This window comes from Pseudomonas sp. 51_B (assembly GCF_017491595.1).
Taxonomy (GTDB): Bacteria; Pseudomonadota; Gammaproteobacteria; order Pseudomonadales; family Pseudomonadaceae; genus Aquipseudomonas; species Aquipseudomonas promysalinigenes.
Genome location: NZ_JAFGYW010000002.1, coordinates 230437 through 252549 on the forward strand (window position 1 = coordinate 230437; position 22113 = coordinate 252549).

Genomic DNA, 22113 nt, shown 5'->3' on the forward strand with positions numbered 1-22113 from the left:
AACCCGCTACTCGGCAAGGTTCAGTAGGTCTCTGCATCATCAGGTTGCGCAGCTAAGCCCATCATATTCCTTTACGATTGTCGGTTATCGTATGGTGGATTTGCCAATGATGGATCAAACGGCCATGAGCGATACCCCCCACACTGCCCGCAACCACTGGACTGTTTTCTTAATCTTTCTGCGATTGGGCCTGACTTCTTTTGGTGGCCCAATCGCTCACTTGGGGTACTTCCGAGACGAATTCGTTGTGCGTCGACAGTGGCTAAGTGAGCGCAGTTATGCGGATTTGGTCGCCCTTTGCCAGCTTCTACCGGGGCCTGCTAGCAGTCAGGTCGGCATCGCGCTTGGGCTGTCTCACTCGGGCTATGGCGGCGCACTGGCTGCGTGGATGGGATTCACCTTACCTTCCGCGACTGCTCTGATCCTCTTGGCCTTGGGCATCGCCAGTTATGGCCATGCCGTGCCCACTGGCGTGCTGCACGGCTTGAAGGTGGTTGCCGTGGCGGTGGTCGCGCAGGCGGTATGGGGTATGGCGCGTAATTTGTGCCCTGACGTGCCGCGTATATCCATCATGGCGGCAGCGACCTGCTTGGTGCTGATCATGCCGTCCGCCTTAGGGCAAATGGGCGTCATTGTTATCGCCGCGACCATTGGTCTGTTGCTGTTCAAGCCCCTGCCGGACGAGTCCCATGATCCATTGCCCATTAGCATCCGGCGGCGCGCTGGCCTATTCTGGTCGGCCCTGTTCTTTGCTTTTCTGATCGGGCTGCCGCTCCTGGCAACGTTGTTCCCATGTCAGATGCTGTCGATGGTGGACGCTTTCTACCGTGCCGGCTCGCTGGTCTTCGGTGGCGGGCATGTAGTGCTGCCGCTATTGCAGGCTGAGGTCGTGCATTCTGGTTGGGTCGACAACGATATATTCTTAGCTGGCTATGGCGCAGCTCAGGCAGTCCCTGGCCCGCTATTCACCTTCGCAGTATTTCTCGGCGCCTCAATGAACCAGGCACCCGGCGGTTGGCTTGGAGGCCTGATCTGCTTGCTGGCGATTTTCGCGCCTTCTTTCCTGCTGGTGGTCGGAGCTTTGCCGTTCTGGGAGCGTCTGCGTCGCAACAGCCGCACCCAAGCGGCACTGCTGGGCATCAACGCGGCTGTGGTGGGGCTGTTGCTTGCCGCCCTATATCAGCCGGTATGGACGAGTGCGATTCACGCCCCACAGGATTTTGGTCTGGCCATTGTGGCACTAGTTGCGTTGATGTTCTGAAAGTTGCCGCCGTGGCTGGTTGTACTCGGCACTGGCGTGCTGGGCGGGCTCTTGAATACCGCTGTGTGAGGCTAATTGCTGAATGTCCGCAATCAGCCGATTAATACATCTCGCCAAAGGCGGCTATGGTTCGATAGTTGCCTTTCACCGCTGACCTCACTGCCTCGTTGTTTGGACGCTCGTACGCAGTCTGGAAAGCTGTTGGGCGGCACCGAAAATACGCCTGGGTTTCCACCTGAAGTCATGGCCCAATCCTTGGGCCAATGTATGAGTTGTGGTGCGGTGATGAGAGGCTGGAGCCCGCGAAAACAGGCACTGCACACCGCTCAACACCGCGAAAATAATCGTGTGGTGATGTTGGCGGTGGAGATCAAAGGGCTTTTCCAGCCCGCTCCAGTCGGACGGGCATACGTCGACAGCGTCTGCACGCTGTAACCCTGCTGTTGAGCGATAGATGCGGGCTTGTTTACGCAGATTGTCGCATGGGTAACCGTACCCTGCCTTTTGGTGGAACGTTCTGGCCGAAAAGCTTCTCCTCCAAGTCGGAATGGAACCAACGTAACGACTGCCAGACCGGCTTGAACCTAAAGCGTTACCGATAGGCATTTGGGCGGCGAACGCAAGGAAGCCGGAAATGTTTACAGGGGAAGTGGCGGGCGATTGCAACACGAAGAGCGCCAGTATTGGGCCCGGGATCACTGTTGTGATCAAAGGGCCAGCGACCGTGCGGTAAATCGCAGAGGTTGGTCAGGCATCATGCATTGGGATGTCCTTCTACGACCAGGCGTGAGCCATCTCTGCCATTTGGCGTATTCGGCAACGTGCCGGCGCTGACCGATGATTTGAACCCCTATAAAATGCGGGTCATTATTGGTAGTTGAGAGTAAGCGTATAATTACTTGAAAAGTTTCCAACCGGTTGAGTGCTGGCGCCATTCAAACGTGGAGTGAAGCGCAGGCGCAGTGAGTTGCCGCCCGATTTAAAGCTAAACGTGCGCGCGGCAGAGAAATCCACGGGCTGACCTGTGTCTGCCCAGCAGCTTACCATGGACAGTCCGCTCAACGTGGTTGCTGAAAGGCCTGGTGTGCTATTAATTATGCTTTGACTCGGTGTCAGCTTGGCTGTTACCTGGACGTCTTTTTTGCAGGAAACAGCTATGTTGGCTGTTTGATTGGCTGTGGAGATGTCGCTGCCTGAGAAAGCCCCGAGATATAGATTTACCGCTGCCCCAGAAACCAGGTCGCATGCCGGGCTTTCCACCCTATAAGTAATAACGCCAGCATTGACTTCATCTGAATACTGGGGGGCTGATCTATGAGTGCCGAATACCTGCCATTTGAACTCATAGTATCCCGGCTCAACTCCTGCCTCTAGCTTGAATGTGACACTTGAATAAAAGCGCACATTTTGCTGAAGAGACCTGCATGCCCCTAATGGGCAGACATTTCCCTGAGTGCCGAAGCCGCCTTGCATCAGCTGCGCTCCTTTGACGGTTATGGATTTAGCCTGCGGTGCGGGCACCCCGGGGTAGGTCGTATAGCCAGACAGCTGGCTGAGATTCATGTCGAATGGATAGGTGAAGGACATGATGCAACTGATGTCGATTGTAACGGTAATTTCCTGCCCTGCACTTACTGTCCCTACTCGCCAGATTTCTCCACCCGAGTAAGGGCGCGTGCATCTTGCCCCCCCTTGGATGGCCAATGCACTGGTGGAAAATAGGCTGACTGTAATACTCATGCAAATTATCAAAATCCGCCAAAATGCACGGAATCGCCTATTGTCGCGTAGCGTTGACATTTCAGGTCCTATTTGAATATCTGTGTTGCCCAGCTAGGCAGTCGAGTTACTGAATTTAAAAACTCAAAGGTACCCTGTAAGGCAGGTCCGGTCGCGTGAATAGTACCCACAGCGCAAGCGTGAATATCTCAAGGCTAATGAAGTGACGACGGCAGGCGAGGATGATGCTGTGCTACAAAAAAAGCAGTACTGCCCAGGGTTAGATCTATCGGCGGCGGCACAGCAGAAACAGGTAATCGCGCGGTGGGCCTCAGTGCTGATGCGACGGTTCTAGCCGAGATTGGCATCGATTCCAAGGCGGTTTGCTTCCATTTTCAAAATAATTTTCCCGACATCTTTATCGCCATCGTGCAGACGATCGAAAAGCTCGGCAAAAACAAACAGCATCAAGTATTGGGCATTGGCAGGTGAGTGCTCTTCGAAAGATATACTTTCCGATTTGAATTTGTTGTTTGCGGTTGCCTCTGCCTCGTTGATGAGTGTCAAGACCTTGAGAATCAAGTCCCGCTCTACGCAGCGAAGCGTTTGAACAATGACTTTTCTATTTTTCCTGGAAGTGTGCGACACGTTCAGCTCCTCGATGGTTAGTCAACAACTTGGGTGGAACCTTGCAGTGCAAATGGCTAGCAGTGATGAATCGCCCAGATGATCTTGCGCCGGCGTGCCGTTCGAAATTGCTAAATTCACCGGTTCGATAACTAAGACCTGAACGTTACAGCCGCGCCTACGTTTGACACAATAAGACACATCTCAAACATACCGCATGGATTCGGCGCTTGTGCCGCGGCGCGTCCGACAGGTCACGTTCCTCGAACGTACCCAAATCTCTCAACACCTCGTCTCGCGCCGAGGCATTGCCATGATCGTATACCTCGATGAGCACATCGATTTCGGGTTTCGCCGCGAGACCTGGAACAGAGGTGCTTCCAACGTGGTGTATCGCAATCAGCGCCTCGCCAAAGGCCGAAGCGATGAGTATCTTGTCTGCCAGAATGCGGGGTCATAGGGAGTGATCTTGCTGGTCAGTACCATGTACGTTCCTTGGCGGGAAATACTCGAAGTCGAGAACTGTCTTAGAGCTTGCCCTATTTAGCATGGCTGATTAGCACCTTCGATCAATACGCCAGACGGCGGATCGGCACGCTACCGCGTTTGTACTGCTGGTAGGCGGTGAACGGCAAGATAATCGTATCGGCAACTCCAGAGGCTGCCATGTCAATCAGGATAGGAAACGGCGCCCAGTGTGCTCCCGTTCGTTGCGGCCCATTTAAGTTGCAATACTGATAAGCGACGCCACTGTATGCTCGACTAAGGGTATGACAATTGGTTTGCCATTTCGCCAAGTCGTCTACGGCTTTTGATTCGTCCGATACCGTGTGCACCGTGGCACAGCCACTCAGCAATATCGTTAGCGCCACGCCACTCCATAGCTTGCTCATTCGAAAACTCCATTTGAGGTAGCCAGATCATAGCACCTCGATGTCCGACGGTGCTCGCGGTGCCGCTCGTTCCCCAACGCGAAAAATAGCTACAGAAGCCGAGAGCCGGGCGCGTTACCTGAGTTAGCCTTCTGGGGCAGTAACGCCACAGATAAATTCATCGGACCCAAGCCGGTGCGACCCAAACTCGACGACATAGTCGGTACCACGTCGCTGTGCCTCGGCCCTGGCGGTTTGCTGGTCGGCATAGATGTCGACGAAATGCCAAGGATGAGTCGCTCGTAGCACACCCCATCCGAGGACCCAGCCTGGATTATCAGGATCAGCAGGAAGGTTTTTTGCAAGGCTTCGGATACTCATGCCTTTCTCCTTCAAAACTATCACCGCTACTGATGGTCGGTACCCGTTGGCTTTTGCGGGCATGCATGGGCTTAACAACTGTAAAGAAATGGCAAAATTTGCCCAGGCTTGCTGTTTGGAAATTACGCTCTGCGGCACAGCCCTGCCGTGCACTAACCGGGGCTGTGATTCGTAACTTTTGCAGTCGTGTAATGAGGTTCAAGCATGTCGTGCGTGCGATCATGGCCGTAGCAGTGGTATCGATCCTTACAGGTTGCTGGATGTTCATGCCGCCAGGCGGCGGTGGGCACGGTGGCGGTCATGGGGGGCCGGGTATGATGGGCGAGGGGCCTGGCGGCGGCCACCGCTGATCCTCAAATGTTCAATTGACTCATCAGTGATCAAGCTTATGGCGATTCGCTGGTCTGGCAATCAGCATCATCAAGCAGCCTTTCTGGATTGAAGAAGAACGATGCAATGATCACCGCGCTGACAACGCCCATTGCATCGGCGAGCAGCAGCAGAAATTCGCGCCCCTCTCCCAAAATCATTGTATGACTGAGCGCCAGGCTCGCGCCATGCGGGAAGGCGGCAATGCTGAGCAAGGCGACCGCCAACGCGGTTGACAATAGCCGCGTGTAGGTCCTCCCGAATGCTGACATGTAAGCCCAGAATATAAAGATGCTGCACACCGCCAAGGCGGTAGATGTTAAGAACTGGGTGAGTATTTCCAGCCACCACACCATGGCGTTCTCCTGAGGTCATGCGGGGTTCTTATGCATGAGAATCATGGAGCGAAACAAACGTTCCGCTGGCGGAAAAAATTACCTCAAGACCGTGCACAGGCCTGAACACGCTCGCTGGCGTTATAGCCAAAAAACCTATAGCGCCCGCTTCTTTGCGCAGTAACATAGGCCGATAAGAGCTCAAAAACGGGTTGTGACTTGGCAAAGCATTCTTGAGGGGGTAATTGGAGCGTGTCGCGTGAAAAGCTCAAGCGTATTTGCAGGCGCAATACTGTCGACCACCCTCACTGCGTTGTCCTTGGTTGGATGCGCCCAGCACCCTGATGTACGGGCAGGGCATGATTTCACCTCTGGTTACACGCAGCGAAGCCCACAGGCCTATCTGGGGTGCGTCAAAGATGAACTCCCGAGTAACGTGAAAACCTACCAAGTCGCTACCGGAGATTCGCTCAAGCTTTATGTTCAAAGCATTGACCCCGATAAGGCCGACGGCTTGATCGAACTTCGAGAAACAGGCAACCAGCACGCGTTTACTGCCTACCAGCGTGACGCCTGGTACGACCATGGCCGGCTACTCGATGCAGCCTTGATGTGCAAAAGAGTCTGAGGCAGGACCTGCACACACGAAGAGCCCGCAACAGTAAGCGGGCTGTTTGCATTCAGACTGCTCCAGGCCCGTCCGGATCTAACGTAGACTTCCGATTCTGCGTGAGATTGTTCAGCCCGCGACTTTAGTGGATTACGTCGCAGCACCTATCCCGGATACAATGAACCACGTTCCAGACTGGTTAAATGAAAATGCCAATTTTTCGCATCTTTGTTCTTTCGGCAATCACAGCTGGCCTTGCCGCCTGTGCCAACCCTGGCAAGCCCACCGCAAGCAAACTCACGGCAAAATCTCCGCAAGATTACGCTGCTTGTGTCCTGCCGAAGTGGCAAGCCGTCTCTGCGCAAACTACGCAGAAGTCGATCAGCCACGGTTATCGACTGACGGCGCCCAGCGCCGTAGCCTCGGACGAGGTGTTGGAAGTAGTGGAAAGCCGTGAAGGCAGCCGAGCAACTTTCTACAAAGGGAGCTTCCTGTCCACTGACAAGCTGCGCTTGGCTGCCAGAGAGTGCTTGTAGTAACCGGCTGCATGGGAAATGCCGATGTCCAACGCCTTCACGTTCATGTCGTCGCCAGTCGGCACCCTTACTTTGGTGGCACGGGGTGAGCGGCTTGGCGCCGTGCTGTGGGAGGCCGAGCGGGAGAACCGCGTCAGGCTGGGCCAACTGCACCGCGATGACCAACACCCCATGCTCAGGGAAGCGGCCCGGCAGTTAGACGAGTACTTCGCCGGCACGCGCCAGCGCTTCGACCTGGCACTGGAGTTCGCCGGTACCGATTTCCAGCGTCAAGTGTGGACGGCTTTGCTTACCATTCCTTTCGGCCAGACGCGCAGCTACAGTGACATCGCCCGGCAGATCGGCGCTCCCCAGGCAGTGCGCGCGGTGGGGGCGGCCAACGGGCGTAATCCGATCTCGATCATCGCCCCTTGTCACAGGGTGATCGGTGCATCCGGTAACCTGACTGGGTTCGCCGGAGGGTTGCCGGCCAAACAGTACCTCTTGGCATTGGAAGGGCGACAGACCTTTGCGCTGGATCTGTAGTGCACAGTTTTACCTAGATTTCCAGCGGCACCGCGCATGCTGTATTGCTTGCGACGTCCAATAGGATCATGCCCTCTGCTTTGTCAGTCAGTGCCGCCAGCAAATTGCCGTGGCGGTCCCATGCCGCAGAGCCTCCTGCACCGACGAATGAGTCGCAGGGGCCAACACAGTTGGCCATCAAAACCGGCATGCTAAAGGCTCGGGCCACTTGCGGATAATGCTCGTGGCCCTCGCGGATTCCTTTTGCGGTCTTGGCAACACTGACCAAGTACAGCTCGGCGCCCAAGCGATGGGCGTGGGCAGCATGGTCGATGAACATCGACTCGTAACAGATCGCCGGGGCAATGGTCAGTGGCCCCGCATCGAACACCAGGGGATGATCCCCCTGCGCGAAAAACGGCCGCTCATCCTCGTGCAGGCGCTGCTTGACGTAGGCCAGGGCGGGCATGCCTGGGCGCAGGATCGGCATGCCGATGCGGATACCCTCTGCGCTGGGCAACGGTAGCCCCACCGCGGCACTGATTGCCAGCTTGTCACACAGTGCCTGCAAGGGTTCCAGGCTGGCGCAAGTCAGCGGCAGTGCGACCTGGCGCGCCAGGGTCGGCTCGTAGCCGGTCAATGACAACTCTGGGAAAACCACAAGCTCGATGCCAAGTGACGCCGCTTGCTCTATACAACGCATATGGCGGAGCAGATTGCTCGCCAGGTCGCCCTTGCGCGACGCCAGTTGTACGGCGCAGAGTTTCATGGTGCGTGCCTTCCAGGGTGCCAGAATGGCCGAGCATACCCCCCGCGGGCTGAGCTGCACCAGTAGAGCCTCGCGCCAGTGGTCGTACCCAATCGTAGCTGCCGTGGCCAGTGCCATGAGCATGCAGGCCGAGCATCGAATCGCAACCTGGACCTGCGCAGGCAAGCGAGCCTGTGCCATGCTGTTGGCAAATGCGCGCGTGCCGATGGCCACGCCGGACAACCCAGGCAGTAGAGGAGCAGGGCGATGAGCCGGTTTCGGCGGGTAGCCGCCAACAGTGCAGGACGGGATTTGGCCGTGGGCGATATCCATGGGCATTTCCCAAGGCTTGAGCAGTGCCTGCAGGCCGTGGGCTTTGACACCAAAGTGGACCGCCTATTCAGCGTTGGCGACCTGGTCGACCGTGGACCGAACAGCGAAGCGTGCCTCTGGTGGCTGTCTCAGCCTTGGTTTCACGCGGTTCAGGGGAACCATGAGGCACTGGCGATCAGTTACCTGCACGGTGGGCGCCTGGACCTGGACATGTACCGTGCAGCGGGTGGGGGTTGGTTCATGGATATGCCTACCGAGCAGCAGGCGGTGTTCGTTGAACGTTTCATGCAACTGCCGCTCGCGATGGAAGTCCAGACCGAAAGCGGCCTGATCGGCTTGTTGCATGCAGACACCCCGTTCAATCAGTGGCAAGCGCTACGCGATAGCCTGCTATTCGACGACGACCCGACGGTTCGCCAAGTGTGTCAGTGGTCGCGTCAGCGCCTCAAAGATGGCAACGATGAGGTCGTACACGGGGTGCGGGCTTTGTTGGTGGGCCATACACCCGTGCTGCAAGCCAAGCAACTTGGCAACGTCTGGCACTTGGATACCGGCGGTTGGACAACCGGGCATTTCAGCCTGATGGACTTGGCCAGCCTGCAGCTGATCAGCGCCACAGCAGATGAATCAAAAGCCCCAGGGCCAGCAGGATGAGCACGCACCCGGCCACTCGCTCCAGCCATGGCAGAGCACCGGCGAAGCGCTTGAGCAGCCGCTGGTTGCCAATGGCGCCGGCCACCAGCAGGTCCCACAACAGCACGATAGCGAACATCCACGCGCCGTAAAGCCACTTCCAACCTGTGCTGGTGCTCGCGACCATGCCCGCCAGGCTGGCGTAGAACAGCGCGTTCTTTGGGTTGAGTGCGCCACAGACGAAGCCCATGCCCAGCGCGCGTCCCCAACCAGGGATTGCCCCCTGAGTAGTCACGGCTGTCAGCTCGCTGCTGCCCGCATGGCGCAAAAACAGCAGACCGATATAGAGCAGGTAGCCGGCCCCGGCCAGTTGTACGGCGGCGAACAGCGCACTGCCTTCGCGCAGGATTGCCAGCCCGGCAAACGCCATGGCGATGAACAACCCATTGGCCAATGCAATACCGAGGCAGGTGCCACTGGCCACCCGCCAACCTGCCGATATCGAAGTGCGCGCCACTAGGAAAAAGTCAGGCCCCGGTGATAGGAGGGCGAGGAAGTGGGCGAGGGCGACTATCAAGAACTGTTCCATCAGAGCTTACTCATGGCTAAAGCCGTAGTCTGAGTGGTAGCCCTGAAGCGGTATTGAAGATTATTGCGCTTGACGATATTGCCCCGGCGTCACACCAACGTGGTGTTTGAACACGCGCTGGAAATGGCTCTGATCGGCAAAACCCAAACGGTAGGCAACCTCTGCCAACCCCAGCCCTTCACGCAGCAATAACCGGCCATGGTTGATCCGCGCGTTCAGCAGATAAGCGTGGGGCGTCAAGCCGGTCGCTGCCCGGAACGCGCGAATCAATTGATAGCGGCCCATGCCCACTTGGTTGGCCAGATGCTCAAGGCTAAGTTGCGCCAGATCCTGCACTTCGATGTACTTGATCAGGCCGTGTACGGCGGGCTTCGTCAACTCAGGAACCGGCGCCGCCGGGCACGCTGGCTGCGCGGCAAAATCGTGATCGCCCAGGAATGCCACCAGCGCCGCCCCTTTCTCGGCAACGCTGGCTGCAGAGAACAGCAGCGCATTGAGTTCGCAAAAGTCACGATACAGCGCAGGCTTGCGGCTTACCCGTGCTGGGGCGCCGGGCTGCGCGGCTGCCAAACCTGACTCCAGGCGCATCTGCGCCAGCCAGGTAGCGTCGATGTGAAGCATCTGGTAGCTCCAGGCTTGGCCCGGTTGCGGGTTGCAGGCATGGACCCGCTGTGCCGGCACCAGGACCAGAGTCCCAGGGCTCAGGCGCTCTTCCCCCTCGCCAGCGCCAGTGAAGCAACTGCTGCCGGCATCCACCGCGCCAATGGAGAAAGTCGGGTGGCTATGGGCTTTGTAACAGGCGCGGCTATGGCAGGCACGCCGGGCTTCTACCCACGGCAATGCCGGGTCGCGCCATAGCACAGAGCGGGCAGCGGGCATGGCAAGCTCCTTGATCGGCAGCGCAGCTTAGCAGCGCAGAGCCGGTGGCCGTACAGTTTTTGTCGGTGGCTGTACCTTGACCCAACACCACCGTGCATCGACAGTAACGGCGCCTTGTCTGGAGAACAAAATGGACCTGCCAAGCCTGTTGCTATTCATCCCGGCCTGTTTTGCCCTGAACATGGCGCCGGGGCCGAACAACCTGCTGTCACTGCACAATGCCAGCCGCTTTGGCCTGCGCACCGCTTGTGTGGCCGGGGCCGGGCGCATCCTGGCTTTCAGCGGCATGATCGCGTTAGCGGCAATGGGCCTTGCCGCGGTGCTGCACACTAGCGAATACCTGTTTCTGGCAATCAAAGTAGTGGGCGCGGCCTATCTGTTCTATATCGCCTGGCAACTCTGGCGCGCCCCAATTGGCGAGGCTGTTACGCCCGGCGATCAACCGCGTGGCACGTGGCGCCTTGCGCGTCAGGAATTCTGGGTAGCGGCGGGCAACCCGAAGGCCATTCTGATTTTCACCGCATTCCTGCCGCAGTTCGTCTCGGTCGGCAGCGCCACTTCGGTGAGTGAACAGTTCCTTTGGCTCGGCGTGCTGTTTCTGCTGCTGGAATGGGCGGCGATTGCCATCTACTCGGGGCTCGGTGCCTACCTGCAGCGCTGGTTCTGCCAGCCGCGCTCACGTCGGCTGTTTAACCGGATAAGCGCTTCGCTGCTCGGCTGTGCCGGCCTCGGTTTGCTGGCATCGCGGCGCTAGAACTCCCAACGCACCCCCAGGTTCACGCCGCTGGCCTGCTGCTGGCGGCTGTCGAGGTTGCTTGCGTAGTGCACCCCCGCGTGCATGCTCAGCGCACTGCTTATCTGCGCTACGAGCCCGCTTTCAACGCGCAGCGAGCTGGACCGATAGTCGGTTTTGATGCTGTCGACGTTATCGAAGGTGAGGGTGTCGCGCCCACCGTCGCTGTGCCACACGTCAAACTGCACATAGGGCTGCAACAAGCGCCCATTCGCTGTGTGATAGGCCCCTTCTAGGCGCACGCCAAGCCGACCGGTGATCTCCACCTGGGCGTCGTGGCTGACCCGCGAGACACTGTCGCTGGCACTGTCGAGCAAGACTTTCTGAGCAATCAGTTGGGCTTGAGGCTCCAGAGTCCAGCGTTCAGCCACGCGGAGCGGGTAACCGGCTTCCATAGACGCGCTCCAGGCGTGGCCGTCGATGTTCAAACGGTCGCCTCGGTTGGAGCGGGCGCGGCCTTCGAGGTGGGTATACTGCAGCACCGCATCGATGTAAGCCCCGCGTGGGTCGATGAGCGTCCAGTAGGCGCCGACACTGTCCCCGGTCAGGCGCAAGTCGCCGACACTGCGGCCATCCTCGGCCAGCGCGAAACCTTTGACATCGGCATCCAGCCGGCTGTGACCGACGTAAAGGCCCAGATGCCGGCGATAACCACTGTCGCTGGCCGTGGCATAAAGGTCCTGGCCCACCTTGAAACCATACAGGTCCCCATCCAGGCTCGGGCTGACGGTGCCGCTCCACCCTTGACGTAACCCTTGAGCGTAGGCTTGACCCCAGCTGGCAGGCAGCGCGCCCTGACCGTTCATAAGCCGCTGGTCACCTTGACGCTGATGGAAGGTGCCAAGTGCCTGGCGGGCGATGACCGCCGCTCCCCGTGATGCAGCGGCATACACCGGCACCTCGGGGCGATACAGGGGCAGGCTGGTACTGGCAATGGGAGCGGGCAGTTCAGCTTGGCCAGGCGCTGGGGCAGCCACTGGAGGTGTTACTGCTGGCTCGACCTCAGGCTCGGTAGGGAAGGAGGGCTTCGAAGGCTGTGAAGGCTGTGAAGGCTCGACAGGGTCCTGAGCCGGCACTGTGACCAAGGTGGAACGCAGGTACCAGCTGTTTTCGCTGCCTGCGGTCACGCCGCCTTTGAACAGCCTGTAGTCGTAGGCGCCCGCTGACAACGTTTGGGTCTGGACAAAGGCGGTCGCGCTGCTGGTGGCGGCGTCACGGGCCTCGACGACCAGTATGCCGTTTTGCTGGGTGGCGGCACCTGTACCAGCCAGGTTATTGACCTGCAGTAGGGTACTTCCTGTGATGCTGCCACGGCTGACCACCAAGCGGTCGGACGCGGCGTCGTCGCCAGCGAGCACACTGTTGACCCGCAACAGGCCATTGTCACCTTGATAATTGCCGATGATATTCAACCGCCCTTGAGCATCCTGGCCTGCGCTTAAATCGATGGTGCCTGCATTGCGGACACTGGTCTGCCGTTCGGAAATCAAAGGCGCGACGGTGCCCAGGCGCGAAACCAGCGCACTTGTGTCATCGACTACCAGGGTGCCAGTGCCGCTGTCCGCGTCGCCCAGAACCAGGGTGTCATCCAGCGTCAGACGGCTGCCCTGCTGCAGCTCGATCGCTTCGAAGTTGAGGTAGCGTGCGCCACCTTCGAAGGTGCTGTTGATGAAGTCCAGCCGGTCGTTGCCAGCATTGCCATCGAGCGTGATGTTCAAGGTTTGCGAAGTCAGGTTGCTGATGCTTACCTGATCGTCGCCCAGGCCCATGTCGACACGCCCGCCGATGGTGCCGCCTGACCAATTGAGTGTGTCGTTGCCCGCGCTGGCGAGCACGTTGCCATTGAGCATGCCCCCACTGATGGTAATGCTATCTCGCCCGCCACTGGTGCTGATATTGCCGCCGATGGTGCCACCGCGCAGAATGATGGTGTCGTTACCGAACCCGCTGACCAGGTTGCCGTCAATCAGGGTTTCGACCCCTGAATCCTGAGACATCTCGAAGTAGTTGTCGGCTAGCTTTAGGTCGACCCTGCCAATCCGCCCGCCTGCAAAGATGGCGTAATCGCCATCTTCGAATGCGCCAACGATTCGCCCTCCGGACATGTAAAACGTGTCGTAACCTTCCCCTTGATTGAGCGACTGCACGGTGCCGCCGAGCATCTTGAAATCATCAATCGCGGCGCTTTGGGCGATAGCGCCTAAGGTGTCCCCTGGCCCGACCTCCAGCGATTGAGCAGCTACCGCAAGAGGCAAGGTGAGCAGGCTGAAGGCGACAGGCAGCAGGTCATGGCAACGCATCGGCAGGTCTCCTTAGTCTGCGAAGAAGCCACTACCTGAAGCGGCACTTATGTACCGTTTCGGCCCTGCCTGTGTTTTTAGGTAAAAGGTCGTAACAAGACAACTGGCAAAAATGTCAGGGGGCACATAGCCATCAGTCGCGGTAGAAAGTTTGAACCAGATGGTAACCAAACTTGCTTTTGATCGGCCCGTGGACCACCCGCAGCGCCTTTTTGAAGATGACCTGGTCGATCGAGCCAACCAACTGACCAGGTCGCACTTCGCCCAAGTCGCCGCCGCGCTTGCCTGAAGGGCAGATGGAAAACTTCTTTGCCAGCACGTCGAATGCCTCACCGTTGGCAATGCGCTGCTTGAGCTTTTCAGCTTCTTCAGCAGTCTTGACCAAGATGTGACGGGCTTGAGCTTTCATGGGGCACCTGTGCTTGCGGGGCAAAAAGGGCAACATTATGCCTGATCGAGCAGCGCGGTGCGGTCACGCAACTGCTCCAACGCTTGCGGGTTGGCCAGGGCATCGGGGTTTTCACCGCGATTGCCCGTTAACGGCGCTACGGATTGCCAGTTTGCCTTTCACTGGGCCAACCAGCCTCCATCGACGTTCCAGGCGGCACCGCGTACTTGGCTACCGGCCTCGCTGCACAGGAAAAGTACCAGCTCACCAAGGTGCTCGGGTGTGACGAAGGCGAGCGAGGGCTGCTTCTCAGCCAGCAGGTCGTGCTGGGCTTGCTGCGGGTCCACGCCATCGGCGGCGCGGTCGTCGATCTGCTTTTGCACCAACGGCGTCAGTACCCAGCCTGGGCAGATGGCATTACAGGTCACGTTACTAGTGGCGGTTTCCAACCCCACCACCTTGGTCAGGCCGACAACGCCGTGCTTGGCGGCGACATACGCTGCCTTGCCCGTAGAGCCAACCAGCCCATGCACCGAGGCAATGTTGATGATTCGTCCCCAGTTACGGGCGCGCATCCCTGGCAGGGCGAGGCGAGTACCATGAAACACTGCCGAAAGGTTCAGGGCGATGATCTTGTCCCAGCTTGCCACTGGGAACTGCTCCACCGCAGCCACATGCTGTATGCCAGCATTGTTGACCAGGATATCGACCCCGCCAAACTCACGCTCGGCCTGGTCGAACAGCGCCTCTATCTGTTCCACTTGCGAAAGATCCGCAGGATGGTGGATGACTTTAACGCCGTGCGTGGCGATCTGCGCGGTGGCCCAAGCAGGGTCGCCAAAGCCGTTGAGCACGATATTGGCGCCGGCGCGGGCCAGCACTTGGGCGATGCCAAGGCCGATACCACTGGTGGAACCTGTGACCAGTGCAGTCTTGCCTTTCAAACTCATGGAGAAACTCCTCAGACGATACCGGTGGCGTAGAAAATGGCGATGACGATGATGACCGCCAGCGTCCTGATCAGGGTAATACCGAAATGTCCTTAACTAGCTACGGGGGTCGAACGCTTCGCGCAGGGCATCGCCAATGAAAACCAGTAGCGAAAGCATCACCGCCAACGCAAAGAACGCGGTAAAGCCCAGCCAGGGCGCCTCCAGGTGCTGTTTGCCTTGGGTAACCAACTCACCCAAAGAGGCGCTGCCGGCGGGCATGCCAAAGCCAAGAAAGTCCAACGCCGTCAAGGTCGTGATAGCTCCGGTAAGCATGAACGGCACGTAGGTCAGCGTTGCGTTCATCGCGTTGGGCAGCACGTGCCGCAACATCACCTGGGTATCCGGCAACCCCAAAGCGCGAGCCGCCTTTACGTACTCAAGGTTACGCCCCCGCAAGAATTCAGCGCGTACCACGTCGACCAAGGTCAACCAGGAGAATAGCGCCATGATCCCCAGCAGCCACCAAAAGTCCGGCTCTACGAAACCACTGAGGATGATCAACAGGTACAACACAGGCAGCCCCGACCACACCTCCAGCAAGCGCTGCCCGAACAGGTCTACCCAGCCGCCGTAATAGCCTTGCAGAGCACCGGCGCCCACCCCGATCAGCACGCTGATCGCTGTCAGTGCAAAGGCGAACAGCAGTGAAGTACGCGTGCCGTACAGTACCCTTGCCAGCACGTCGCGGCCCTGATCGTCGGTGCCTAGCCAGTTGCTCGGGCTAGGTGGGCTGGGCGTGGGCACTTGCAGGTCGTAATTGGGTGTATCGGCGCTGAACGGGATAGGCGCGAACAACATCCAGCCGCCCTGACCCTCGATCAGTTGGCGCACATAGGCGCTGCGGTAGTCTGGCTGAAACGGCAATTGGCCGCCGAACTGCTGCTCGCTATAGCGCTTGAGTGCCGGTACATACAGCTGGCCCTGGTAACTGAGCAACAGCGGTTTGTCGTTGGCCACAAGTTCCGCGCACAGGCTCAGCAGCATCAGGCCGGCAAACAGCCAAAGCGAGACCCAACCCAAGCGGTTGCGGCGAAAGCGTTGCAGGCGACGACGCGAAACCGGCGAGAGCATCAGTGCGCCCTCGAGTCGAAGTCGATGCGCGGGTCGAGCACCGTGAAGGCCAGGTCGCCTATCAGCCGAAACAGCAGCCCGGCGAGGGTGAAGATGAACAGCGTGCCAAACACCACCGGGTAGTCCCGTGACACGGCGGCTTCGTAACTCATTCGGCCCAGGCCATCGAGTGAGAAGATCACTTCGATCAGCAAAGAGCCTGCGAAGAATACGGTAATCAGCGCCTGCGGCAGCCCGGCCAGTACCAGCAGCATGGCATTGCGCAACACATGCCCGTATAGCACCCGGCGCTCGCTCAGGCCCTTGGCGCGAGCGGTGGTCACGTATTGGCGGGAAATTTCGTCGAGAAACGCGTTTTTGGTCAGCAGTGTGAGCGTGGCGAAGCCGCCGATTACCAGCGCACCCACCGGCAACACCAAGTGCCAGAAATAATCGGCCAGCTTGCCTAGCAGGCTCAGTTGGTCAAAGTCTTCCGAGACCAGCCCACGTACCGGGAACCAATTGAGCGAAGTGCCGCCGGCGAAGAGTACGATCAGCAGTAATGCGAACAGGAAGGAGGGCAGGGCATAGCCGACCACGATCAGCGCACTGCTCCAGGCATCGAAGCGGCTGCCATGGCGTAGCGCTTTGCGGATACCCAGGGGAATGGACACCCAATATGTGATCAGTGTGGCCCACAACCCTAGTGACAGCGTCACTGGCATCTTATCGAGGATCAGGTCTGTGACCTTGGCTCCGCGAAAGAAGCTTTGGCCAAAGTCCAGTCTGGCGTACTGGCCAAGCATCAGCCATAGGCGCTCGGGAGCGGTCTTGTCGAACCCGTACTGACGCTTGATTTCTTCGATCAGCTTCGGGTCCAGGCCGCGGGTGGCTCGGGACTCTCCGTGGACGACCTCGGCCCGAGTGCCGGGCGCGCCGCCACCCAGCCCTTGAAGGCGTGCCACTGCCTGCTCGACCGGGCCACCGGGCGCAGCCTGAACGATGGCGAAATTGACCAGCAGGATCGCCAGCAGGGTCGGGATGATCAGCAGCAGACGCCGCAGGATGTAGCTGGTCATGGCTGCGCCTTGCGCCGTTTGGCCATCTCTTCGTTGGTCAGCGCGGTTGGGCTGATTTCCCACCAGCTGTCCAGTCCTTCGTCATAGGCAGGCTGAATGTTCGGTATGCCGAAGCGGTTCCACCACACGGTCGAACTCCCTGGCGGGTAGTAGTTAGGGATCCAGTAATAGTTCCATTGCAGCACCCGATCCAGAGCATGGGCATGGCGCAACATGTCGGCCTGAGTATCGGCGCGCACCAGCCCATCGATCAACTGGTCAACTACGGGGTCCTTGAGCACCATCAGGTTGTTGGAACCCGGATCACTGGCAGCTGCCGAACCGAAGTAATTGTAGAGTTCTGTGCCCGGCGACAATGTCACGCTGTACCCAGTGACGATCATGTCGTAGTCGCGAGCCATCAATCGATTCACATATTGCGCCGAATCGACGTTACGGATATTCAGCGTGATACCAATCTGTGCCAGGTTGCGCTTCCACGGCAGCAGCAACCGCTCCATGCCCGACTGCCCGTTGAGGAAGGTAAACGTCAGTGGCTCGCCTTGGGCATTGACCAGGCGATCGCCTTCAGGGTGCCAGCCGGCTTGTTGCAGCAACGCCAGCGCTTGCAGCTGCTGGGGCCGAACGATCCCCGAACCGTCGGTTACCGGTGCGCTGAACACGCGGTTGAACACTTCTTCCGGCACCCGCCCACGCAGGGGTTCGAGCAGCTTGAGTTCGGCGGCGTCCGGCAGTGCCCTGGCAGCCAGCGGGGTATTGGAAAATACGCTTTGCTGACGGATGTACAGGTTACGCATCATCTGCCGGTTGCTCCACTCGAAGTCCCACAGCATGGCGAGCGCCTGGCGTACCCGGCGGTCCTTGAACTGCGGCCTGTCGAGGTTGAACACGAAACCCTGGGCCGGCTGCGGCTTGGCCGGGCCCAAGTGCGCGCGCTGCAGGCGGCCATCATCCAGTTGCGCCCCGTTGTAGCCCAAGGTGTAGGCAGTGGCGGAAAATTCGCGGTTGTAATCGTAGCCTGCGCCTTTGAGCACCTGGCGCGCCACTTCGGTGTCGCCGAAGTACTCGATACGAATGCGCTCGAAATTGTAGCGCCCGCGGTTGACCGGAAGGTCTCTGGCCCACCAGTTCGGATCACGCTCGAAAGTGATACTGCGCCCATTATCGATACGAGCGATACGGTATGGGCCACTGCCAACCGGTTTGTCGAAACCTGCACCGTTGGCGAAGTCGCGGTTGGCCCAGTCGTGGGCGGGCATTACCGGCAAGCTGGCCAAATCCAGGGCCAGAGTGCGGCTGTGGGGCCGCTTGAAATCGAAGCGCACCTGCTGTGGGCCCTCGATTGTGACCTGGGCCACATCGGCGAATTGCGTACGGTACTTGAGGCTGCCCTCGGCCATCAGCTTGTCGAAGCTGAACCGCACGTCTTCGGCACGCACCGGCTTGCCATCGGCGAAGGTCGCTCGCGTGTCGATCTCAAAGCGCAGCCAGGCATCATCCGGGCCACGCTCCATGCGTCGGGCGATCAGACCATAAACGGTGTAGGGTTCATCGAACGAACGCTGCGCCAAAGGCGCGTACAACCAGCCATCGACCTCGCTGACACCGATGCCTTTGTCGATGTAGGGCAGTATGTGGTCGAACTGGCCGATCTCGATGGCCGAGCGGCGCATCAGCCCACCCTTGGGCGCGCTGGCGTTGACATAGTCGAAGTGGCGAAAACCCTCGCTGTAGCGCGGCGCGTCACCATAGACGGTGAGGGCGTGTGTCGGCGCTGCCTGGGCTATCGAGCCCAAATACCAGGACAACGCCCCAACGATGACGCGTAGGAGCGGGTTTACCCGCGATAAGGCCGAGCCAGGCACTTGTAAGGGCTGCCTGAAGCTTTTCGCCGGTAAGCCCGCCGCCACACAGGGCATGATGATCAGCAGATCAGTCCTGGCGGCTAGTGACTTCCAGCAGGTGGTAGCCGAACTGGGTTTTCACCGGGCCCTGGACGGTGTTGACTGGGGCGCTGAACACCACGGTGTCGAACTCCTTGACCATCTGGCCTGGACCGAACGAGCCCAGGTCACCGCCCTGGCGGCTGGACGGGCAGGTGGAGTTGGCCTTGGCGATTTCAGCGAAGTCGGCACCGTTTTCAATCTGGGTTTTGAGTTCGTTGCACTTCTCTTCAGTGCTGACGAGGATGTGACGTGCGGTAGCGCGTGCCATGGGTACTACTCCTTGAGGGGTAAAAACGGCAAGCCTAGCGCACTTGGCCAGTGAATGTCTCGTTGCGCTCGGGGGCAGCATTCTTGCGACAGACTCGCACACCGCGTAACTGATATTTCTGCCAGTTGTTGGTGTAGCTGCCGGTTCCTAACCTGAGGCGGCACTTCCATCAATGCGCCAATGCGCAAGGGGCACCTCCATGGTTACCGCAGAGAGTCTCAAAGACCCGGTTTTCAGTGCAGCTGACGTCGTGCAGGATGATTCTGATGGCACGACGAGCGTTAAAGCCTCGCTCGATGTTTTTGCCAAGGCGATGAAGGCCAAGTACCCAAACGATCCGGCCGGCAAGGCTCCACGCCCCATGGTTTACGACGCGCTCAACGGGGTTTCTACTGCGGATCAGGGGATCAGCGTTGCCTTGCTTGAAGACGATGACGCTGGCTTGTTGGTCATTGTCCCAGCTTATCCGGGCATGAAGGATGGCCATAGCTTACGTTTGGCTTGGGGGCTGGCCATCGTTGGAAGCGCCAAGGTGACCGAGGCCGATGTGGGGTCTTATGTGAGTATCCGCGTGCCCCCTGAAAAAGTCCCCAAGGGCCAAAGCCGTTTACGCTATTACGTCACCACGGGTCTGAAAGTGTTCACGACCTCTCTGGAGACCATCACCTTGTTGCGTATGGGCCAGCCAGGCGTGCTTGGCGCTCAGGGCGTAGATGAGGAATTGGCTGCTCCTGTTGTCGAGTTGCCGGCATCCAAGGTCGTGGGGCCTGCGCAAGCCAAAGCCAAGGTCAAAGTGCACATCCCGGCTTACCTCAACAAACAGAATCTTGACCGGATTACCCTGTTCTGGGGCGACCAGACGATCGAACACGTGGTGACGGTGAAGAGCAAAGCCGATGAAAGTACGCCGGTGATCATCGAGGTGGATGAGAGCGTGATCAAGGCGGCAGGCGATAGCGAATTCTTGCCGGTTTACTACTTTGTGACCGACGAAGTTGGCAACGAGTCCGAATGGTCAGCCGATGCGCTAGTCAACGTGAAGGTGCAGCCAGTCGAGTTGGCAGCCGCCCCTGTATTGCTGGACCGAAATGGTAGCGTGAATACTTCTGGCCTGGTCGACTTGGGCGACTTGGGCGCGGACCACCTTGCGGTGCAGGCTAAGGGTGACTTCAAAGCCGGTGACAGCATTGTCCTGAACTGGACGGGTTTGAGCGACGCCGGCCAATCGCTAGCGAAAGTTTACGGCCCTCAGGTATTGGCCAAAGACAGCACTGCGCTGACTTTCAAGGTGCCAATCGATGTACTTGCCGCCCTGACCGGCGGCAGTGCGCGGGTAACTTACACACTCACCCGTAATGGCGTTAGCAGCACGTCAAAAGTCGCTGTGGTCGATATTCAGGGTGAACCGATCGGGCTACCGGCACCTGTCCTGAACAAAGACAAGAACCTGGATCACTGGATCGAGGCCGATCATGCCTTTGTTCATGTGTTGATTCCTATTGAAGCTGCGCTGCTGGAAGAGGACGAGGTGACTGTGCATGTAGTGGGTACCGCCTCCGATGCCAGCGTCAAGGCCTTGAGCAGCAAGATGTTCCGTATGACCGCTAAACGGGTAGGAAAAGTGCTGCCCATCAATTTAAAGGGTGCAACTTTCATCAAGCCTTTCGACGGTGGCTGGGTGGATGTGTCGTATGCAGTCAAACGCGGCACCCTCGTGCTGCGCTCTGAAGTGGTCAGGTATTACCTGGGCGAACCTGCCAGCACGCTGGCTGCACCGACGACGGACCCGCTACTGGCCAAAGGCCTGGTTGACCCAACGCTGCCAGAATATGAATACGACATGCAGATCGTCATCCCTGCCGACCAGGTAACACCGACTCCCTGTACAGTGACCTTGTACTGGGAAACCTCCGATGGTGAATACTACGAGGACGAACAGGTGCTCGAAGCAGGTGATGAAGTGAGCCCGTTCATGGTGCCTGCTGAACACCTTACTTACAAAGGCGATAAACCGAACAAAGTGTGGGTCTACTACGTTGTCGATTGGGAAGACAAGCCCAGCAAGGCTTCAGAAGACTTCGAGTTCAGTATCGGCACCCAACAGGCCGTGGCGAAATTGCCACCAGCGCTGAGCCTTCCCGGAGTCAAAGGCGGCAACCTGGACCTTGGCAAGGTCGCTACAGGTGGGTTGGTGGTAGAGATACCGCAGTATGAAGGCATGGCGGTCGGCGACAAGATACGCATCAAATTTGATAATTTGACCGTCAAGGAGCACACGGTTGCAAGTATAGGTAAACAGACCATCAACCTGACCTCAGCTGACCTTACGCCGGTAAGCGGTCTGAAAAACGCGGTGATGACCTACGAGGTGGAGCACTATCCCTCGGGTGCAAAAACAACATCCCAACCGATGCCCGTGGGGATTTCCGGACAGCTGAAAATCCCCAGCTACAACCGCACTGAAACGTTCGGAACTGGAACCGGGCAGTCTGCAATGGTCCGGGGTAAAGAATATAAATACCCTGCTGCTGATGTACGACTTGACAGTGGTTTGGGCTGGATCATGTCTACGCGCGAGGCGATACACTTACCCGTAAGCGGATGCGTGATAGCCGGGCATTTCGGTAGTACAGTGAGTTTCTTCCTCAAAAACCCCGTCACCTCATTCTCTTTTGATTTCACCACGGTTTCAGGGAGTGAGGTGAAAATTATCGACGACGCTGGGAAGGTCATCGATACGCTGCCGATGCCTACACCATCCGCGTCTCCGCCCAAAGGCTATACAGTCTATACGACTCGCTTTAGCTACTCGACCACAGGGGCTGCGGTCTCGCATTTTCAGGTCGTGAATATGAGTAAAACCAGAAATACGATTTATATAGACAACCTGCGCTATTGACC

Annotated in this window: 22 protein-coding genes and 2 pseudogenes; 8 read left to right on the plus strand and 16 right to left on the minus strand. The window is 58.5% G+C overall.

What is annotated here, in order from left to right:
• The first annotated feature begins 124 nt into the window (after positions 1–124).
• Positions 125–1330 (plus strand): annotated as a pseudogene (gene chrA, locus J5M56_RS04155) (chromate efflux transporter).
• A 798-nt stretch (positions 1331–2128) separates the two neighbouring features.
• Here chrA and J5M56_RS04160 read toward each other — a convergent pair.
• The 5 genes and pseudogenes from J5M56_RS04160 to J5M56_RS04180 all read right to left on the minus strand — a co-directional run bounded on the left by J5M56_RS04160 (position 2129) and on the right by J5M56_RS04180 (position 4860).
• Positions 2129–3001 (minus strand): hypothetical protein, encoded by an 873-nt coding sequence (locus J5M56_RS04160; protein WP_207869882.1) that lies wholly within the window; start codon positions 2999–3001, stop codon positions 2129–2131.
• 330 nt (positions 3002–3331) lie between these two features.
• Positions 3332–3628 carry a hypothetical protein gene (locus J5M56_RS04165; protein WP_207869883.1) on the minus strand — a complete coding sequence of 99 codons (297 nt, stop codon included), beginning with the start codon at positions 3626–3628 and terminating at the stop codon, positions 3332–3334.
• A gap of 250 nt (positions 3629–3878) precedes the next feature.
• Positions 3879–4093, minus strand: a pseudogene (locus tag J5M56_RS04170) (GrpB family protein); the annotation flags it as partial.
• An 83-nt stretch (positions 4094–4176) separates the two neighbouring features.
• Complete coding sequence (locus tag J5M56_RS04175; RefSeq protein ID WP_060477330.1) at positions 4177–4500, minus strand: YceK/YidQ family lipoprotein; 324 nt, start codon at positions 4498–4500, stop codon at positions 4177–4179.
• A 123-nt stretch (positions 4501–4623) separates the two neighbouring features.
• Positions 4624–4860 carry a hypothetical protein gene (locus J5M56_RS04180; protein ID WP_186477305.1) on the minus strand — a complete coding sequence of 79 codons (237 nt, stop codon included), beginning with the start codon at positions 4858–4860 and terminating at the stop codon, positions 4624–4626.
• A gap of 191 nt (positions 4861–5051) precedes the next feature.
• Here J5M56_RS04180 and J5M56_RS04185 point away from each other — a divergent pair, with 191 nt between their 5' ends.
• The gene (locus J5M56_RS04185; RefSeq protein ID WP_186477304.1) at positions 5052–5210 is read left to right on the plus strand and encodes a hypothetical protein; all 159 of its coding nucleotides are present in this window, start codon (positions 5052–5054) and stop codon (positions 5208–5210) included.
• Between the two features lie 36 nt (positions 5211–5246).
• Here J5M56_RS04185 and J5M56_RS04190 read toward each other — a convergent pair whose 3' ends face one another.
• Positions 5247–5585, minus strand: a complete 339-nt coding sequence (locus tag J5M56_RS04190) for a hypothetical protein (RefSeq protein WP_060477332.1) — start codon at positions 5583–5585, stop codon at positions 5247–5249.
• Between the two features lie 238 nt (positions 5586–5823).
• Between J5M56_RS04190 and J5M56_RS04195 the strand changes: the two genes are divergently transcribed.
• The 3 genes from J5M56_RS04195 to J5M56_RS04205 all read left to right on the plus strand — a co-directional run bounded on the left by J5M56_RS04195 (position 5824) and on the right by J5M56_RS04205 (position 7235).
• Positions 5824–6192, plus strand: coding sequence for a hypothetical protein (locus tag J5M56_RS04195; protein ID WP_207869884.1), 369 nt, complete (start codon positions 5824–5826; stop codon positions 6190–6192).
• A gap of 185 nt (positions 6193–6377) precedes the next feature.
• Complete coding sequence (locus J5M56_RS04200; protein ID WP_243430495.1) at positions 6378–6710, plus strand: hypothetical protein; 333 nt, start codon at positions 6378–6380, stop codon at positions 6708–6710.
• A 24-nt stretch (positions 6711–6734) separates the two neighbouring features.
• Complete coding sequence (locus J5M56_RS04205) at positions 6735–7235, plus strand: methylated-DNA--[protein]-cysteine S-methyltransferase (RefSeq protein ID WP_207869885.1); 501 nt, start codon at positions 6735–6737, stop codon at positions 7233–7235.
• Positions 7236–7248: 13 nt separating this feature from the next.
• Here J5M56_RS04205 and J5M56_RS04210 read toward each other — a convergent pair whose 3' ends face one another.
• On the minus strand, positions 7249–7983 hold the full coding sequence (locus tag J5M56_RS04210) for a carbon-nitrogen hydrolase family protein (RefSeq protein ID WP_207870147.1): 735 nt from the start codon (positions 7981–7983) through the stop codon (positions 7249–7251).
• Between the two features lie 246 nt (positions 7984–8229).
• On the opposite strand from J5M56_RS04210, the gene J5M56_RS04215 reads away from it, so the two are divergent.
• Positions 8230–8949 carry a metallophosphoesterase gene (locus tag J5M56_RS04215; protein ID WP_207869887.1) on the plus strand — a complete coding sequence of 240 codons (720 nt, stop codon included), beginning with the start codon at positions 8230–8232 and terminating at the stop codon, positions 8947–8949.
• Here the strand turns inward: J5M56_RS04215 and J5M56_RS04220 are convergent.
• The gene (locus J5M56_RS04220; protein WP_186477299.1) at positions 8903–9517 is read right to left on the minus strand and encodes a LysE family translocator; all 615 of its coding nucleotides are present in this window, start codon (positions 9515–9517) and stop codon (positions 8903–8905) included. The two genes, J5M56_RS04215 and J5M56_RS04220, sit on opposite strands and share 47 nt — an antisense overlap.
• Before the next feature lie 60 nt (positions 9518–9577).
• Positions 9578–10396 (minus strand): AraC family transcriptional regulator, encoded by an 819-nt coding sequence (locus J5M56_RS04225; protein WP_186477298.1) that lies wholly within the window; start codon positions 10394–10396, stop codon positions 9578–9580.
• A gap of 130 nt (positions 10397–10526) precedes the next feature.
• On the opposite strand from J5M56_RS04225, the gene J5M56_RS04230 reads away from it, so the two are divergent.
• Entirely contained in the window at positions 10527–11150 is a 624-nt protein-coding gene (locus J5M56_RS04230) for a LysE family translocator (RefSeq protein ID WP_207869889.1), read from the plus strand.
• Here J5M56_RS04230 and J5M56_RS04235 read toward each other — a convergent pair.
• The 7 genes from J5M56_RS04235 to J5M56_RS04265 form a co-directional block, all read right to left on the minus strand.
• Positions 11147–13489 (minus strand): autotransporter outer membrane beta-barrel domain-containing protein, encoded by a 2343-nt coding sequence (locus J5M56_RS04235; RefSeq protein ID WP_207869891.1) that lies wholly within the window; start codon positions 13487–13489, stop codon positions 11147–11149. The two genes, J5M56_RS04230 and J5M56_RS04235, sit on opposite strands and share 4 nt — an antisense overlap.
• Positions 13490–13622: 133 nt before the next feature.
• Positions 13623–13898: a peptidylprolyl isomerase gene (locus J5M56_RS04240; RefSeq protein ID WP_186477295.1), complete on the minus strand. Its 276-nt coding sequence runs from the start codon at positions 13896–13898 to the stop codon at positions 13623–13625.
• 158 nt (positions 13899–14056) lie between these two features.
• Entirely contained in the window at positions 14057–14827 is a 771-nt protein-coding gene (gene hbdH, locus J5M56_RS04245) for a 3-hydroxybutyrate dehydrogenase (RefSeq protein WP_207869893.1), read from the minus strand.
• A 96-nt stretch (positions 14828–14923) separates the two neighbouring features.
• Complete coding sequence (locus J5M56_RS04250; RefSeq protein WP_060477342.1) at positions 14924–15940, minus strand: ABC transporter permease; 1017 nt, start codon at positions 15938–15940, stop codon at positions 14924–14926.
• Positions 15940–16998 (minus strand): microcin C ABC transporter permease YejB, encoded by a 1059-nt coding sequence (yejB, locus tag J5M56_RS04255; protein ID WP_207869895.1) that lies wholly within the window; start codon positions 16996–16998, stop codon positions 15940–15942. The genes J5M56_RS04250 and yejB overlap by 1 nt, the downstream gene beginning before the upstream one ends.
• Complete coding sequence (locus tag J5M56_RS04260; protein WP_347709415.1) at positions 16995–18923, minus strand: extracellular solute-binding protein; 1929 nt, start codon at positions 18921–18923, stop codon at positions 16995–16997. The genes yejB and J5M56_RS04260 overlap by 4 nt, the downstream gene beginning before the upstream one ends.
• A 7-nt stretch (positions 18924–18930) precedes the next feature.
• On the minus strand, positions 18931–19212 hold the full coding sequence (locus tag J5M56_RS04265; RefSeq protein WP_060477345.1) for a peptidylprolyl isomerase: 282 nt from the start codon (positions 19210–19212) through the stop codon (positions 18931–18933).
• A gap of 199 nt (positions 19213–19411) precedes the next feature.
• On the opposite strand from J5M56_RS04265, the gene J5M56_RS04270 reads away from it, so the two are divergent.
• Positions 19412–22111, plus strand: coding sequence for a hypothetical protein (locus J5M56_RS04270; RefSeq protein WP_207869899.1), 2700 nt, complete (start codon positions 19412–19414; stop codon positions 22109–22111).
• Positions 22112–22113 lie beyond the last annotated feature (2 nt).